Source organism: Pseudomonas sp. AC169, assembly GCF_979258515.1.
Genome location: NZ_OZ409866.1, coordinates 5,454,598 through 5,469,135 on the forward strand (window position 1 = coordinate 5,454,598; position 14,538 = coordinate 5,469,135).

At 59.8% G+C, this 14,538-nt stretch carries 12 protein-coding genes; 11 read left to right on the plus strand and 1 reads right to left on the minus strand.

Features of this window, described 5'->3' with window-relative positions; translation table 11 throughout:
* Positions 1-39: 39 nt before the first annotated feature.
* On the plus strand, positions 40-927 hold the full coding sequence (locus ACZZ0G_RS24440) for a diiron oxygenase (RefSeq protein WP_463557850.1): 888 nt from the start codon (positions 40-42) through the stop codon (positions 925-927).
* 19 nt (positions 928-946) lie between these two features.
* Positions 947-2,161, plus strand: a complete 1,215-nt coding sequence (locus ACZZ0G_RS24445; RefSeq protein WP_463557851.1) for an MFS transporter — start codon at positions 947-949, stop codon at positions 2,159-2,161.
* A 735-nt stretch (positions 2,162-2,896) separates the two neighbouring features.
* Here ACZZ0G_RS24445 and gspI read toward each other — a convergent pair.
* A complete protein-coding gene (gene gspI, locus ACZZ0G_RS24450) occupies positions 2,897-3,283 on the minus strand; it encodes a type II secretion system minor pseudopilin GspI (RefSeq protein ID WP_463557852.1) in 387 nt (128 codons plus the stop codon).
* Between the two features lie 147 nt (positions 3,284-3,430).
* On the opposite strand from gspI, the gene gspG reads away from it, so the two are divergent.
* The 9 genes from gspG (at position 3,431) to ACZZ0G_RS24495 (ending at position 14,511) form a co-directional block, all read left to right on the plus strand.
* The gene (gspG, locus tag ACZZ0G_RS24455; protein WP_038368790.1) at positions 3,431-3,889 is read left to right on the plus strand and encodes a type II secretion system major pseudopilin GspG; all 459 of its coding nucleotides are present in this window, start codon (positions 3,431-3,433) and stop codon (positions 3,887-3,889) included.
* Positions 3,890-3,897: 8 nt separating this feature from the next.
* Entirely contained in the window at positions 3,898-4,857 is a 960-nt protein-coding gene (gene gspK / locus ACZZ0G_RS24460) for a type II secretion system minor pseudopilin GspK (protein ID WP_463557853.1), read from the plus strand.
* Entirely contained in the window at positions 4,854-6,032 is a 1,179-nt protein-coding gene (gene gspL, locus ACZZ0G_RS24465; RefSeq protein ID WP_463557854.1) for a type II secretion system protein GspL, read from the plus strand. Before gspK ends, gspL begins: the two co-directional genes overlap by 4 nt.
* Entirely contained in the window at positions 6,025-6,570 is a 546-nt protein-coding gene (gene gspM, locus ACZZ0G_RS24470) for a type II secretion system protein GspM (protein WP_463557855.1), read from the plus strand. Before gspL ends, gspM begins: the two co-directional genes overlap by 8 nt.
* The gene (gspD, locus tag ACZZ0G_RS24475) at positions 6,567-8,936 is read left to right on the plus strand and encodes a type II secretion system secretin GspD (protein WP_463557856.1); all 2,370 of its coding nucleotides are present in this window, start codon (positions 6,567-6,569) and stop codon (positions 8,934-8,936) included. The genes gspM and gspD overlap by 4 nt, the downstream gene beginning before the upstream one ends.
* Before the next feature lie 151 nt (positions 8,937-9,087).
* A complete protein-coding gene (gene gspE, locus ACZZ0G_RS24480) occupies positions 9,088-10,494 on the plus strand; it encodes a type II secretion system ATPase GspE (RefSeq protein ID WP_463557857.1) in 1,407 nt (468 codons plus the stop codon).
* Entirely contained in the window at positions 10,494-11,705 is a 1,212-nt protein-coding gene (gene gspF / locus ACZZ0G_RS24485; protein ID WP_463557858.1) for a type II secretion system inner membrane protein GspF, read from the plus strand. Before gspE ends, gspF begins: the two co-directional genes overlap by 1 nt.
* 487 nt (positions 11,706-12,192) lie before the next feature.
* Positions 12,193-13,302, plus strand: coding sequence for a substrate-binding domain-containing protein (locus ACZZ0G_RS24490; RefSeq protein WP_463557859.1), 1,110 nt, complete (start codon positions 12,193-12,195; stop codon positions 13,300-13,302).
* Between the two features lie 96 nt (positions 13,303-13,398).
* Positions 13,399-14,511: a substrate-binding domain-containing protein gene (locus tag ACZZ0G_RS24495; protein WP_463557860.1), complete on the plus strand. Its 1,113-nt coding sequence runs from the start codon at positions 13,399-13,401 to the stop codon at positions 14,509-14,511.
* The last annotated feature ends 27 nt before the right edge of the window (positions 14,512-14,538 follow it).

The window sequence follows — 14,538 nt, forward strand, 5'->3', positions numbered from 1 at the left end:
GCGTTGATGGTCTTCTCGGACTGAAACGAGGCCGCCACCGTGCGCACGCGGCCTAACGCCTATGACCTGTCGGGTTGGGCGCAGGGCGGCGAACAGCACAAAGACTGGTTTGTGCCGACGGCAACTCCCTGGTTGGCTGACGAGGCTGTTCATTGCCATGGAGACGCAGTCCGGCAGGCGATATTGGCAAGATATCTGGTGATGTTCCTCGACTACACCACTGAGTTAGAGACCCGCATTGTCAATCGCTCGATCACAACCATTGCTCATGATCGAATCGGTTTGGGTTTGTCTCCAGCGTTGAAACTCACAGGACTCAAGTTATATGCCGATGAGGCCTACCATGCAGTGATGTCGGCAGATGTCGCCAATCAAGTCAGCGCTATTTACGGAATTGCCAATCGGGAAATTGCCTCGGAACGCGTGCAGAACATCCGGGCGCTTGTTAACTCGGTAGAGCCTGCCCATACCGAATTAGCCTGGTTTGTTGTTGGGTTTGTTTCTGAAACTGTGATTACCAAAGAATTCCTGAAGATCTCCAAGTCAACGGTTTATACGCCCGTCTACCGAATGCTGCGTGATCATCTTGAGGATGAACTCAAACACTCACTTTATTTTTCACATCTTTTTACCATTGTTTGGCAGGGTGCTTCGGACGCTCAGAAAACATTCATGGCGGACTTTATCGTTAAAGCCATCTTCGAATTTTTCAGGCTGCATGAAACGTGGTTGTACGAAAACTTGAAGCTGGTGGGCGTTGATGCCGCCAGTGCGCAGGTTATCCATGAAAGGCAGCAAGGCAACGCGCCTCATCGTGCCAGGGCCAGAGCTGGATGTACCGCAACGATAACGGCGATGAAACGCAGTGGTTTTTTCAAAGAACCGATGAACGTGAAGCGCTTTGCCGAGGCAGGGCTTATCGAATGACAGCCAAAGGGAGACTACGGTGAACGTTAAACTCAAATCGCCTTCAAAGGCCTCTGCACTTTTCCTGCTGTCGGTCATGGTTGCACTTGGCGTATTCCCGCTCGATGTATTACTGCCGTCTTATCCGGCTCTGGCGGATGCGTTTGGAATGAAGGTCAATGAAGTCACATACTTTGTGGCGACATTTGCGGTGGGGTTCTCGATCTCGCAAATCGTTGTAGGGCCGCTGTCCGACAAGTATGGCCGACCTATCATGCTCAAACTCGGCTTAGTGGTATCGCTCCTGGGTATTACTGGCTGCCTGCTGTCGAGCACGCAAGTGCAGTTTGCCTTGGCGCGAGTCGTGCAGGGCGCAGGATGCGGATGCTTTGTGTTGGCGCAAGCGATTGTTCAGGATGTCTTCACGGCTGAAGATCGACAGCGGATTCGCATTTACATGCTGTCGTTAAGCGGAATTTGTATTTCCTTCTCGCCGTTGTTTGGGACGTATCTGCAGTACGCCCTGAATTGGCAGGGGAGTTTCTACGTGTTTGCTGTCCTGGCTGTGATCTTGCTGGGGCAAACACTGTGGTTTTTTCCCAAATTACCGGATCAGTCGCTCACGTCGCGATCGCAAAAGCTGGAAATTCTCAAGCGTTATGCGGATATCTTCAGCTTTAAACCTTTCGTGTATTCGTGGATGACATCGGCTATGGCCTTTTCCTGTCATTTTGGATTCATTGCTATTTCTCCCATCATCTTTCTCGAAACGCTCCGGGTGTCCTCGTTGACGTACTCATTTGTGCTACTGGCCTACGGAGGCGCCTATGTGGTGGGCGGGTTATTGGCTACCCGGTTATCCAGAACACTGACGATCGACACTCAAATCAAGGTGGGATTGGCTATCTCCGGGCTGTCCGGCCTGATCATGGTGGGGTTGATTCAGTTCCAACTCTCCATCGCCACAGTGGCCATCCCGATGATCATCTGTACGCTAGGAACGACACTGGTCAGACCCGCAGCCGCCTCCAGGGCCATGGAGATGTTCAGCGAGAAAGCGGGGGCCTCGTCGGCGGCGGGCGGCACCCTCATGTTCGTGACGGCTGGCGTCGTCAGCGTGCTGCTCGCCGTCGCACCCTTTCCTCCGCTGGCGAGCCTGTCCGTCTTCATTTTGATCGCAACGGTACTTGGCTATGGTTTCAACAAATGGGGCGTCGCTGAGGGCACGGCGCTTGAGAGCGTTGCTGCCAAGTGACCGCTAGCTGGAAACCCTGGCCCTCACCCCAGCCCTCTCCCGGAGGGAGAGGGGGCCGACCGAGGTGTGTTGCGGGGTACATTGACCTGGAAGATCTTGGCGATTATGGCTTTGGTGATTCTGGGGAATTCGCAAGTAGTTAGCGGCCCTCACCCCAGCCCTCTCCCGGAGGGAGAGGGGGCCGACCGAGGTGTCTTGCGGGGCACATTGACCTGGAAGATCTTGGTGATTATGGCTTTGGTGATTCTGGGGAATTCGCAAGTAGTTAGCGGCCCTCACCCCAGCCCTCTCCCGGAGGGAGAGGGGGCCGACCGAGGTGTCTTGCAGGGCACATTGACCTGGAAGATCTTGGTGATTATGGCTTTGGTGATTCTGGGGAATTCGCAAGTAGTTAGCGGCCCTCACCCCAGCCCTCTCCCGGAGGGCGAGGGGGCTGACCGAGGTGTCTTGCGGGGTACATTGACCTGAAAGATCTTGGTGATTATGGCTTTGGTGATTCTGGGGAATTCGTGATTAGAAGCGGCCCTCACCCCAGCCCTCTCCCGGAGGGAGAGGGGGCCGACCGAGGTGTGTTGCGGGGTACATTGACCTGGAAGATCTGGGTGATTATGGCTTTGGTGAAGGCTCTTCGATTTGGGTTTGCGAGCTTGGCAATTGTGGATTCAATGAAAGACGTTCAAGTCGGTGAAGCTTCAGAACATCCCCGAATCGGTCCCCTCTACCTCCGGGAGAGGGCTAGGGTGAGGGGCTTTCCGTTCGTGACAACAAGGTCTCAAGCCTGGCCAACGGCGGCGCATCCTGACTCCGGTCAAACACCCGAATCCCAACCTTGAGCAACCGCCCATTCTCCGCCGCACCAATCACTTGCTCACACCGCAACAACAACCGCCCCTGATCACAATCCTGAGCTTTTATACCCATCGGCAACTTGCCTTCCAACCGCAACTCTGCCATTCGACTCTGCGCCGCAATCATCGCCACCGACCGATCCCGCAAAACCCCGCTACTCTGCGTCATCAACCCCGCCACGCGCACAGCCGCCGACATCGCCACGGCAATAATCGCCAGCGCCACCAGCACCTCAATCAACGTGAAACCTTCTTCCCGCGAACGCGCACGCATAAGTGGCCCAAAACCAAAACCCAGCCCTCGACGCTAACCCGCGTCCTTGAAAGCTTGACGACGAAAACACCCGAGGATTTTCAACATCACTGACATATCTTCTTGCAACACTGCGCGTCGAATCGAATCAAGCCAGGGAATGTCGAGATGGATATCGCACCTTTCAAATCGCTTCAGCAACCGATGCGCACGCCGCGTGGGCAGCAGGGTTTTACCCTGATCGAGATCATGGTGGTCGTGGTGATTCTGGGGATTCTCGCGGCGATGGTGGTGCCCAAGGTGCTCGACCGGCCGGATCAGGCGCGGGCGACGGCGGCGAAGCAGGATATTGGTGGGTTGATGCAGGCGTTGAAGTTGTATCGCCTCGATCACGGCACTTATCCGAGCATGAACCAAGGGCTGAAGGTGTTGGTGGAGCGGCCGGCGGATGCGAAGAACAGCAATTGGCGCTCGTACCTGGAGCGCTTGCCGAACGATCCGTGGGGGCGTCCTTATCAGTACCTCAACCCCGGCGCCAATGGTGAGATCGACATCTTTTCCCTCGGTGCCGACGGTCAGCCTGACGGCGACGGCGTAAATGCCGATATCGGTTCCTGGCAGTTGTAAGGCCGGCCATGAACAGCCGCTCGCCTGAGGGGGCGAAGCAACAGGGCATGGCGATTATCAGCGCGTTGTTGATTGCGGCTGTGGTGGCGGTGATTGCGGCGGGCATGTTGACGCGCCAGAGCGTGTCGACCCGGGCGCTGGAGGCGGATCAGCAGCGCGTGCAGGGGCGTTGGCTGGTGCTGGGCGGGTTGGAGATCAGCCGTCAATTGCTCTGGGATGCACGTCAGCGCGATCCGCTGACCCGGCTCGATCAGCCGTGGGCGCAGCGGCTCTCCGCGCAAGGTTTTGAGGGGCGACTGGAGGATGAGCAGGGCAAGTTCAACCTGCGCAATCTGGTGGCCAACGAGCGGGTCGATGAGGCGCAGGTCGCGGCGTTTCAGCGCTTGTGCGAGTTGATCGGGGTCAGTGCCGGGTTGAGTCAGCGCATCAGTCAGCGGGTGATCGCGTCCTACCCGCGACTGCTGAATGCGCAGATTGCCGAGGCGCCGAAAAGTGGTTTCGACAGTGGTCGCGCCACCTCGCCCAACGCTTCACACAAACCGCAGAAGCCGACGTTGCCGATGCTGCGCAGCATCGATGATTTGCGCAGTGTCGACGGTGTGAATGAGGCGGTGATCGGCAAACTGGCGCCGTACCTGACGGTGATTCCCGCGACCACTTGGCTCAATGGCAACACTGCCACCGCGCCGGTCTTGGCCGCGTATGTGCCGGGGCTGTCGCTGGAGCGCGCGAATGCGCTGATCGCCGAGCGCGATGCCGGGCGCTGGTTTATCAACCGTGGCGATTTCGTTAACCGTTTGCGCATGCCGCAACTAGAGCTGACCAGCGTCAAGGTCGGCATCACCAGTGATTGGTTTCGCCTGCGCGGCGAGGCGCGGCGTGATCAGCGGCGGGTCAGTCTTGAGGCGTTGCTGCATCGCAGCCAGGACCGCTTGCCGCAGGTGATCTGGTCGCGGGTGGGCGTATGAGCCAGTTGAAAGTGGCGTTGCCGCCCTTGGCGGAACTGGATCTGCAGAGTGAATTGCACTGCGCGTGGCTGGATCGTCAGGGCCAGGTCACGCGCGAAGAACGCCACAGTCTGAGCCAGTTGAGTCAGCAGTCGAAACTGCCGCCGCTGGTGTGTTTTCTGCACCCGGCTGACAGCCTGTTGGCGAGTCTAGATTTGCCGCCGCTGCCCGCCAACAAGATTGTTGCGGCGGTGCAATGTGCGGCGCAGGCGTTGATGCTGGGCGACAGCAGTGAGATGCACATCGCGCACAGTTCGCGGGACGAGGCCGGGCAGGTGCAGATCGCCTGGGCGCCTCGGCAGCACTTGTTGCATTTTGGCCAGTTGCTCAAAAGCGCTGGGCTGAACCTGCGCGGTCTCTACCCAGCGCCGTATCGGTTGCCGGTGCTGCCCGGCACCGTCGCGTGCGTGCAGGACGGGCATTTGTTGCTGCGCGATAGCGTGCAAGCGGCGCGGGTGCAGCCGTTGTTCGATGACGGACTCGACGGTGTGGTTTGGGAACCGGGCGTCACTTTGCACTGGGTCGGTGAGCAACCGCCGCCGGGTGCTGAACTGCCGATGGCGGATGCGCAGCGTTGGACTGGGCCGCTACCGGGTTGGGGATTGCATGGCGCAGTCCAGCAACAAAAAATCGAGCATCGCGGTTGGGGTCGAGCCATTGGCTTGTCGGCGTTGGCCGTGGCGGTGTGGGTGATCGGTTTGAATCTGTATGCCGCTCGCGAAGCCGGGCAGGGCCAACGGTTGAAAATGCAAATGAACCTGCGGGTAAAGCAGGCATTCCCCGAGTTGCCGGTGATTCTCAACCCGTTGCAACAGGCCCGTCAGCAACTGGCGGCGCGGCAGAAGGGCGCGGCGGATGATCCGGCGCAGACGTTCAATCGGCTGGTGTTGCAGGCGGGCAGCGGCATGCCGTCGATGGCCGGCAGTGTCGAGCGGCTGGCGTTTGTCGACGGCACCTTGCAACTGAGTCTGCTGAGTGAAGCCCGTCGCGGCGGCAATGATCAGGAGTGGCAAAGCACCTTGGCCCAGGCCGGTATCAGCGTGACGGCAGACGACGAGGGATGGACGTTGCGTCCGGCCACTGAAGCCAGCCCAAGCGACAGCGATGACAGCGGCGGAGCAGAAGAAGATGAATAAGGCCTCGCTCGCGCTGTACCGCGCCAAGTGGCAACGCTTTAACGCCCAGTTGCAGGCGCGTTGGCAGCCGTTGGCCCTGCGTGAAAAACGCATGGTAGGCGGCATGGCCATAGCGCTGATCGGCCTGCTGTTGTGGGTGGCGCTGATCCAGCCGCCGCTGAAGAAAATCGCCTATTGGCAAACCGAAACGCCAAAGCTGCGCGCCCAGACCGAAGCGCTGGAAGTGCTGTTGCGTGAAGTCAGCGTGCGACCGGACGGGCAGAGCGTGGCGCAGTCGCTGGAGCAAACCCTTCAGGCCGGTGGCTTGGCGGGTCATTACCAATTACAGGAGGCACAGGGCGCCTGGCAGTTGACCTTCGACGCAGCACCGGCCGACGCCGTGCTCGACTGGCTGCTGAGCAACCCGGCACAACTCTCTCTGCAAGTGGTCGAGGCCCGTTTGCAACGCGCAGACAACCCCTCGACCGAAGTCACTGCCGGCACTTTGTCAGGCACCGTTCGCATGGATCAGGCGCTGGGCGCTAAGGAAGCTTCATGAAGGGGTCAGGATCCAAACCGGCACGTCTGGCGTTGCCGATGTTGCTGATGGCGTTGAGCGCGTGCAGTAACACCAGCACCACGCCGCAGAATCAGCCGCCGTTGCTGGTCGACAGTGAACTGGGCCGGCCGCTGGCCAACACCCAGCGTAGCGGCGACGCGGTGCTCGACCGCGAGCGCGCACAAGCGCAGGCGCGACCGGCGCCGAAGCAATTGCACAACATCAGCAAGAGTGCGCGCAGTGGTGCGGCGGCGTCGGGCATTGCCTTGCCGAGCAATCCTTTGGGTGATCAGCCGGTGACGCTGAATTTTGTCGACGCCGATATTCAAGCGGTGGTGCGGGCGTTGGCGCGTTCCACCGGGCAGCAGTTTTTGGTCGACCCTCGGGTGAAGGGCACGTTGACGCTGGTCTCGGAAGGTCAGGTGCCGGCGCGGCGGGCTTACGACATGTTGTTGGCGGCGTTGCGCATGCAGGGTTTCAGTGTGGTCGATGTTGGCGGTGTGGCGCAGGTGGTGCCGGAGGCGGATGCGAAGTTGCTCGGCGGGCCGATTTACAGCGCCGACAAACCGGCCGGCAACGGCATGCTCACGCGCACGTTTCGTCTGCAATACGAGAATGCGGTGAACCTGATTCCGGTGCTGCGGCCGATCGTGTCGCCGAACAATCCGATCAACGCCTATCCGGGCAACAACACCATCGTTATCACCGATTACGCGGAGAACCTGACCCGTGTTGCGCAGTTGATTGCGAGCATTGATTCGCCGAGCGCGATTGATACCGATGTGGTGCAGATTCAGAACGGCATCGCCGCTGACATCGCGCCAATGGTGGCTGATCTGCTCGATGCGCCGGGCAATGATCCGACGCAGAAAATTGCGGTAATTGGTGATCCGCGTTCCAACACCATCATCATTCGCGCTGGCAGTCCGGAGCGCACGGAGTTGGCGCGTAATCTGATTTACAAACTGGATAACGCGCAGAGCAATCCGAGCAATCTGCATGTGGTTTATCTGCGTAACGCGCAAGCGGCGAAACTGGCGCAGGCCTTGCGCGGTTTGCTCACCGGTGAGAGTGACAGCGGCACCAGCGACAGTGCGCGTTCGGTGCTCAGTGCGATGGGTGCAAGCACTGGTGGCGCTGGGCAGAACGGCCAGAGCGGTACGCAAACCAGTGGCACCACATCGACTAATAGCAGCGGCAGCGCGGGCGGCAGTTATGCGCAGGGCAGCAGTGGCAGCGCAACCGCTAGTGGCGGCACACAAAGCAGTGAGCAGAACGTCGCCTTCAGTGCCGGCGGCGTGACCATTCAGGCCGACGCCACCACCAACACTTTGCTGATTTCCGCGCCGGAACCGTTATATCGCAACTTGCGCGAAGTCATCGATCTGCTCGACCAGCGCCGCGCGCAAGTGGTGATCGAAAGCCTGATCGTCGAAGTCGGCGAGGACGATGCCAGCGAGTTCGGCGTGCAATGGCAGACCGGCAATCTCGGCGGCAAAGGCGTGATCGGCGGCGCCAATTTGGGCGGTTCGGGACTCAACACCAACGGCAAGACCAGCATCGACGTGCTGCCGCAAGGTTTGAACCTGGGCTACGTCAACGGCACTGTCGACATTCCCGGGATCGGCAAGATTCTTGATCTGAAAGTGCTGGCTCGGGCGTTGAAGAGCAAGGGCGGCACCAACGTGTTGTCGACGCCGAACCTGCTGACCCTCGACAACGAGGCGGCGAGTATTTTTGTGGGCCAGACTATTCCGTTTGTCAGCGGCAGCTATGTCACTGGGGGCGGCGGCACCAGCAATAACCCGTTCCAGACCGTGACCCGTGAAGAGGTCGGCTTGAAGCTCAATGTGCGCCCGCAGATTTCCGAGGGCGGTACGGTCAAGCTCGATATCTATCAGGAAGTCAGCAGCATTGATGAGCGGGCTTCGGCCAGTGCCAATTCTGCGGGGATCGTCACCAACAAACGCGCGATCGACACCAGCATTCTTCTCGACGACGGGCAGATCATGGTGCTCGGCGGGTTGCTGCAGGACGGTTACAGCCAGAGCAACGACGCGGTGCCGTGGTTATCGACGATTCCAGGAATCGGCGCGCTGTTTCGCAACGAACGCCGGGCGATTACCAAGACCAACCTGATGGTGTTCCTGCGCCCGTACATCATCCGTGACAGCGAAGCGGGGCGCAGCATCACGCTTAATCGCTACGACTTTATGCGCCGCGCGCAGGGCGGTTTGCAGCCGGAACGCAGCTGGGCGATGCCGGACATGCAGGCGCCACAGTTGCCGACGGCGGCGCAGGGTGTGCCGGCGGTGTTACCGAGCTCCGGCCCACGCGCAACCATCAAAGCGGTGCCGATCCAATGACGCCGACATCGCTCCTTGATCTGGAAAACCGACGTGTAGGAGCTGCCGAAGGCTGCGATCTTTTGATCCTGCTCTTCGACGGATCCCAACGACCAAAGATCAAAAGATCGCAGCCTTCGGCAGCTCCTACAGGGATTGGGGAGGGCTTGAAGTGAGTGCGCTGCCTTACGCTTGGGCAAAGGCGCAGCGCATTCTGTTGTGCGATGGCGTGCTGACGGTGTGCCCGTCGACGCCGGGCTGGTCGATCAGCGAGGCGCGGCGGCAGTTCGGCGCGACCACGATACAGCGCGTGCGCGATGATGAGCTGGATGGCTTGCTCGCCAGCGCTTACGCCGACACCGGCAGCGCAGCGGCAGTGGTCGGCGCAGCAGAAAACGAAGTCGACCTCGATCGCCTGATGCAAGACATGCCGGAAATCACCGACCTGCTCGACACTCAGGACGGCGCGCCGGTGATCCGCATGATCAACGCCTTGCTCACGCAAGCCGCGCGCGACGAGGCCAGCGACATCCACATCGAACCGTTCGAAACCCATTCAGTGGTGCGCTACCGCGTCGACGGTACGCTGCGGGATGTGGTCTCACCGCGCAAGGCTCTGCACGGTGCGCTGGTGTCGCGGATCAAGATCATGGCGCAACTCGACATCGCCGAAAAACGCCTGCCGCAGGACGGTCGCATCGCCCTGCGCGTGGCCGGGCGGCCGATCGACATTCGTGTTTCAACGGTACCGACCGGACACGGTGAACGCGTGGTGATGCGCTTGCTCGACAAACAGGCCGGGCGTCTGCATCTGGAAACGCTGGGCATGGACGCGCAGGTGTTGGCCAAACTCGATCAGCTGATCCGCCAACCCCACGGCATTGTCCTGGTCACCGGCCCGACTGGCAGCGGCAAAACCACCAGCCTGTACGCGGCGCTGGCGCGGCTGGATGCGAGTACCAGCAACATTCTCACCGTTGAAGATCCGGTGGAATACGACTTGCCGGGGATCAGTCAGATTCAGGTCAACGCCAAGATCGACATGACCTTTGCCTTGGCGCTACGGGCGATCCTGCGGCAAGACCCGGACATCATCATGATCGGCGAAATCCGCGATCTCGAAACCGCACAAATCGCCGTGCAGGCCTCGCTGACCGGGCATCTGGTGCTGGCGACGCTGCACACCAACGACGCGGTGTCGGCGGTCAACCGCTTGATCGACATGGGCGTCGAGCCGTTTCTGCTGGCCTCGTCGATGCTCGGGGTTTTGGCGCAGCGACTAGTGCGGCGGCTGTGCAATCAATGCAAGGAAGAAGACCCCACCGCGCCCGGCACCTGGCGCCCGGTCGGTTGTGCAAACTGCAATCAAACCGGTTACAGCGGCCGCACCGGCATCCATGAATTGTTCTGTATCGACGACGACATCCGCACCCTGATTCACCAAGGGGCAGGGGAGCAGGCCTTGCGCGCATCCGCCGCCAAAGCCGGGATGTTCAGCTTGCGCGAGGACGGTGAGCGCTGGATCCGCAGCGGAGCCACCGCGCCTGAAGAAATCTTGCGTGTGACACGGGACGCCTGATGAATCGCTATCGTTTTGAAGCTGCCGACGCGACCGGCAAGATTGAATCCGGGCACCTTGAGGCGGACAGCCAAAGCGCCGCGTTCACAACATTAAGCGGGCGCGGTTTGACCGCGTTGTCGGTGCACAAGGAAAGCAATGTCGCCAGTCACGGTGGCGGTGGACTGTTCAGCGCCAAACTCTCGGACAACGATCTGGCTTGGGCCACGCGGCAATTGGCGAGCCTGCTCGGGGCCAGCCTGCCGTTGGAAGCCGCGTTGAGTGCCACGGTTGAGCAGGCCGAGAAAAAGCACATCGCCCACACCCTCAGTGCCGTGCGTGCGGATGTGCGCAGCGGCATGCGTCTGGCGGAATCCCTCGCCGCACGACCGCGAGACTTTCCCGAGATCTATCGCGCGTTGATTGCGGCGGGTGAAGAGTCTGGCGATCTGGCGCAGGTCATGGAACGCCTCGCCGACTACATCGAAGAACGCAACAACCTGCGCGGCAAGATTCTCACCGCGTTTATCTATCCGGGCGTGGTCGGGCTGGTGTCGATCGGCATCGTGATTTTCCTGCTCAGTTATGTGGTGCCGCAGGTGGTCAGCGCGTTTTCCCAGGCGCGGCAGGATTTGCCGGGGTTGACCCTGGCGATGCTCAACGCCAGTGATTTCATAAGGGCGTGGGGCTGGTTGTGCGCAGCGATCATGGCTGGCGCGTTCTGGAGCTGGCGTCTGTACCTGCGCAATCCGGCGGCACGTTTGAGTTGGCATCATCGGGTGCTGAAGTTGCCGTTGTTCGGGCGATTCATCCTCGGCCTGAACACCGCTCGTTTTGCTTCGACGCTGGCGATTCTCGGCGGCGCCGGGGTGCCGTTGTTGCGCGCGCTGGAGGCGGCGCGGCAGACCTTGTCCAACGACCGCTTGAGTTTGAGTGTCACTGAGGCCACGGCCAAGGTGCGTGAGGGCGTGAATCTGGCGGCAGCGTTGCGCGTGGAGAATGTGTTTCCGCCAGTGCTGATTCACTTGATTGCCAGTGGCGAGAAAACCGGGTCGCTGCCGCCGATGCTTGAGCGCGCTGCGCAGACCTTGTCGCGTGATATCGAACGGCGAGCGATGGGCATGACCGCGCTGCTTGAACCGCTGATGATTGTAGTCATGGGCGGGGTGGTGCTGGTGATTGTGATGGCGGTGCTGTTGCCGATCATTGAGATCAACCAATTGGTCCAGTAGCCGGTTTTGAGGGTGTCTGATCGGGCCCCTTCGCGAGCAAGCTCGCTCCCACAGGGTTGTGTGGTGTGAAGTAAATTGCATTAACAACATCAATCCCTGTGGGAGCGAGCTTGCTCGCGAAGAGATCAGTCGGGGCAATAAATAATCCAGATTTTTTTCCAAACCACTGGCATCACCCGACCCTCAAAAGAACCATCCTCGGGTTCTCCTTTCTGTCATCTGCAACCACCCGCCAACGCCTTCAGCCCGATTCCGCCAAACCCCCGATCCAGACCCTGCGCTACACCCGACAAACACCCGAGAAAATCCCTTCAGAAACACCGCGCAGCTCCCGAGGTTTTTTCCTTTATCTGTCACCGGAAACTGCGAATTTCTCAGTGCGACTTAACCAAGGCCAACGCTAGCGAGGGCCCCGGTGAGTCCTCCCAGTGTCATGCAAGTCACCCGAAAACCTGTGTTCACAACCTAGTTGAAAAGGAGATTCTTCATGTTCAAGCGCACTCTGATCGCAGCATCCCTGACCGTCGCCGCTCTGGCTTCCGCTCAAGCCATGGCCGTTACCGGTGGTGGTGCAACTCTGCCTGCCGCTCTGTACAAAGGTTCTGCCGACAGCATCCTGCCAGCCAACTTCAGCTACGCGGCTGTGGGTAGCGGCGCCGGCAAGACGGCTTTCCTGACCAACGTTGCCACTGGCTTCGGCGCCACCGGCACCGTGCACTTTGCCGGTAGCGACTCGGTACTCAGCGCTTCGGACATCAGCACCTACAACAGCGCTTTCGGTGCTTCGTACGGCCCGCTGATCCAGTTGCCTTCGGTGGCCACTTCGGTTGCCATCCCTTACAAAAAATCCGGCCAGACCGCTCTGAACCTGACCAGCGCGCAACTGTGCAACGCCTTCTCGGGCACCGTGACCACTTGGGGCGGCCTGCTGGGCACGGCTGACACCACGCCGATCCGCATCGTTTATCGCAACGTTTCCAGCGGCACTTCGGAAATCCTCACCCGTCACCTGAACGCTGTGTGCCCAACCAAGTTCACCACCAACTCGACGTTCGTCAACGCACGTCCTGCCGGTTCGACCTTGCCTGCGAACTGGGTCGGCGTTGCCAGCACCGCTGATGTTGCGCCTACTGTTGCCGCCGTTGATGGTTCGCTCGGTTATGTCGGTCCGGACGGCGTAGACGCCACCAGCAACGCCTTGGTTTCGCGCATCAACAACGTACAGCCGACTTCGGCCAACGTTGCCCTGGCACTGGCTTCGGTGACTCCACCGGCGACCGCTGCTTTGGCTGCTGACCCGACTCGCTGGTCGCCAGTGGTGGCTAACCCGGCCATCGGTTACAAACTGGCTGCCTACACCAACCTCATCGTCGGTCAGTGCTACAAGGATGCAGCCGTGGCCAACGACGTGAAGGCCTTCCTGACCACTCACTACAACACCACCAACAACGACCTGGCGATCAAAAACCACGGTTTCGTCACCGTGCCATCGGCCTGGAAAACCAAGGTGTATGAAACTTTCGTTTCCAACGCCACCGGTTACAACCTGAACATCAACAACACCAGCGTCTGCAACACCATCGGTCGTCCTTTGTAAGGCGCCCGATTCACACCGCAACACGAATGGCAGCCCTTCGGGGTTGCCATTTTTTTTGCCTCCCGGTTTACGGGGAATTCGATAAGGAGATTGGACATGTTCAAACGAATTGGAAGGGTTGCGCTGCTGTCTGCGGCGGCGTTGATGTCGGGCCACGCGTTGGCGGTGACCGGTGGCGGGGCGACCTTGCCTGCCGCGCTGTACAAGGGTTCGGCCGACAGCATTCTGCCGGCCAGTTTCAGCTACGCCGCTGTTGGCAGCGGGGCAGGCAAAGCGGCGTTTTTAAGCAACAATGCTGCGCCGTTCGGCACTACAGGCACCGTGCATTTCACTGGCAGCGATTCGATCCTGACGGCAAGCGAAATCAGCCAATACAACAGCGCTTTTTACGCCAGTTATGGTCCGCTGATTCAGCTGCCATCCGTCAGCACCGCCATCGTCGTGTCCTATAAGAAAAGCGGTATCAGCAATCTCAATCTGACGAGCAGCCAGTTGTGCAGTGCGCTGTCGGGTGAGGTCACAACGTGGGGCTATCTAATGGGCACTGCCGACACCACGCCGATTCGCGTGGTTTACCGGAACAACGCCAGCGGCACCTCGGAAATCCTCACTCGCCACCTCAATTCCGTTTGCCCGACAAAGTTCTCGACCAGTTCGTTGTTCACTACCGCGCGCCAGCCGTCAGGTTCGACAGTGCCGATAAACTGGGTCGGCGTGTCGAGCGACAGTGATGTCCTGCCTACGATCAATCAGGTCGACGGCTCGATCGGTTACTCCGGCCCTGACGGTATCCAGGTGACCGACAACACTGTCGTTGCACGTCTTAACGGTGTGCTGCCAACCCCGCTCAACGTCGCGCTGGCACTGTCTTCGGTGACGCCACCGTCGACGTCTAGCGACGCCTATAATCCCGCCCGCTGGTCGCCCGTGGTGGCGAACCCTGCCCTTGGCTACAAAATTGCTGCCTACAGCAACTTGATCATTGGTCAGTGCTACAGGGATGCCAACGTGGCCAACGAAATACGCAACTTTCTCACCACTCACTACAGCCAGCCCGGCAACAATGCTGCGGTACAGGCGCACAAATTCTTTGCGATGCAACTGAGCTGGAAAAACGCCGTCACCGCCAACTTCATCACCAATACCACTGGCAACAACCTCGACATCAACAACCCGGCCGTGTGCAACGGCATTGGCCGTCCTCTCTAAAAGTGCCTGCCGCTTAACCGATGGCAG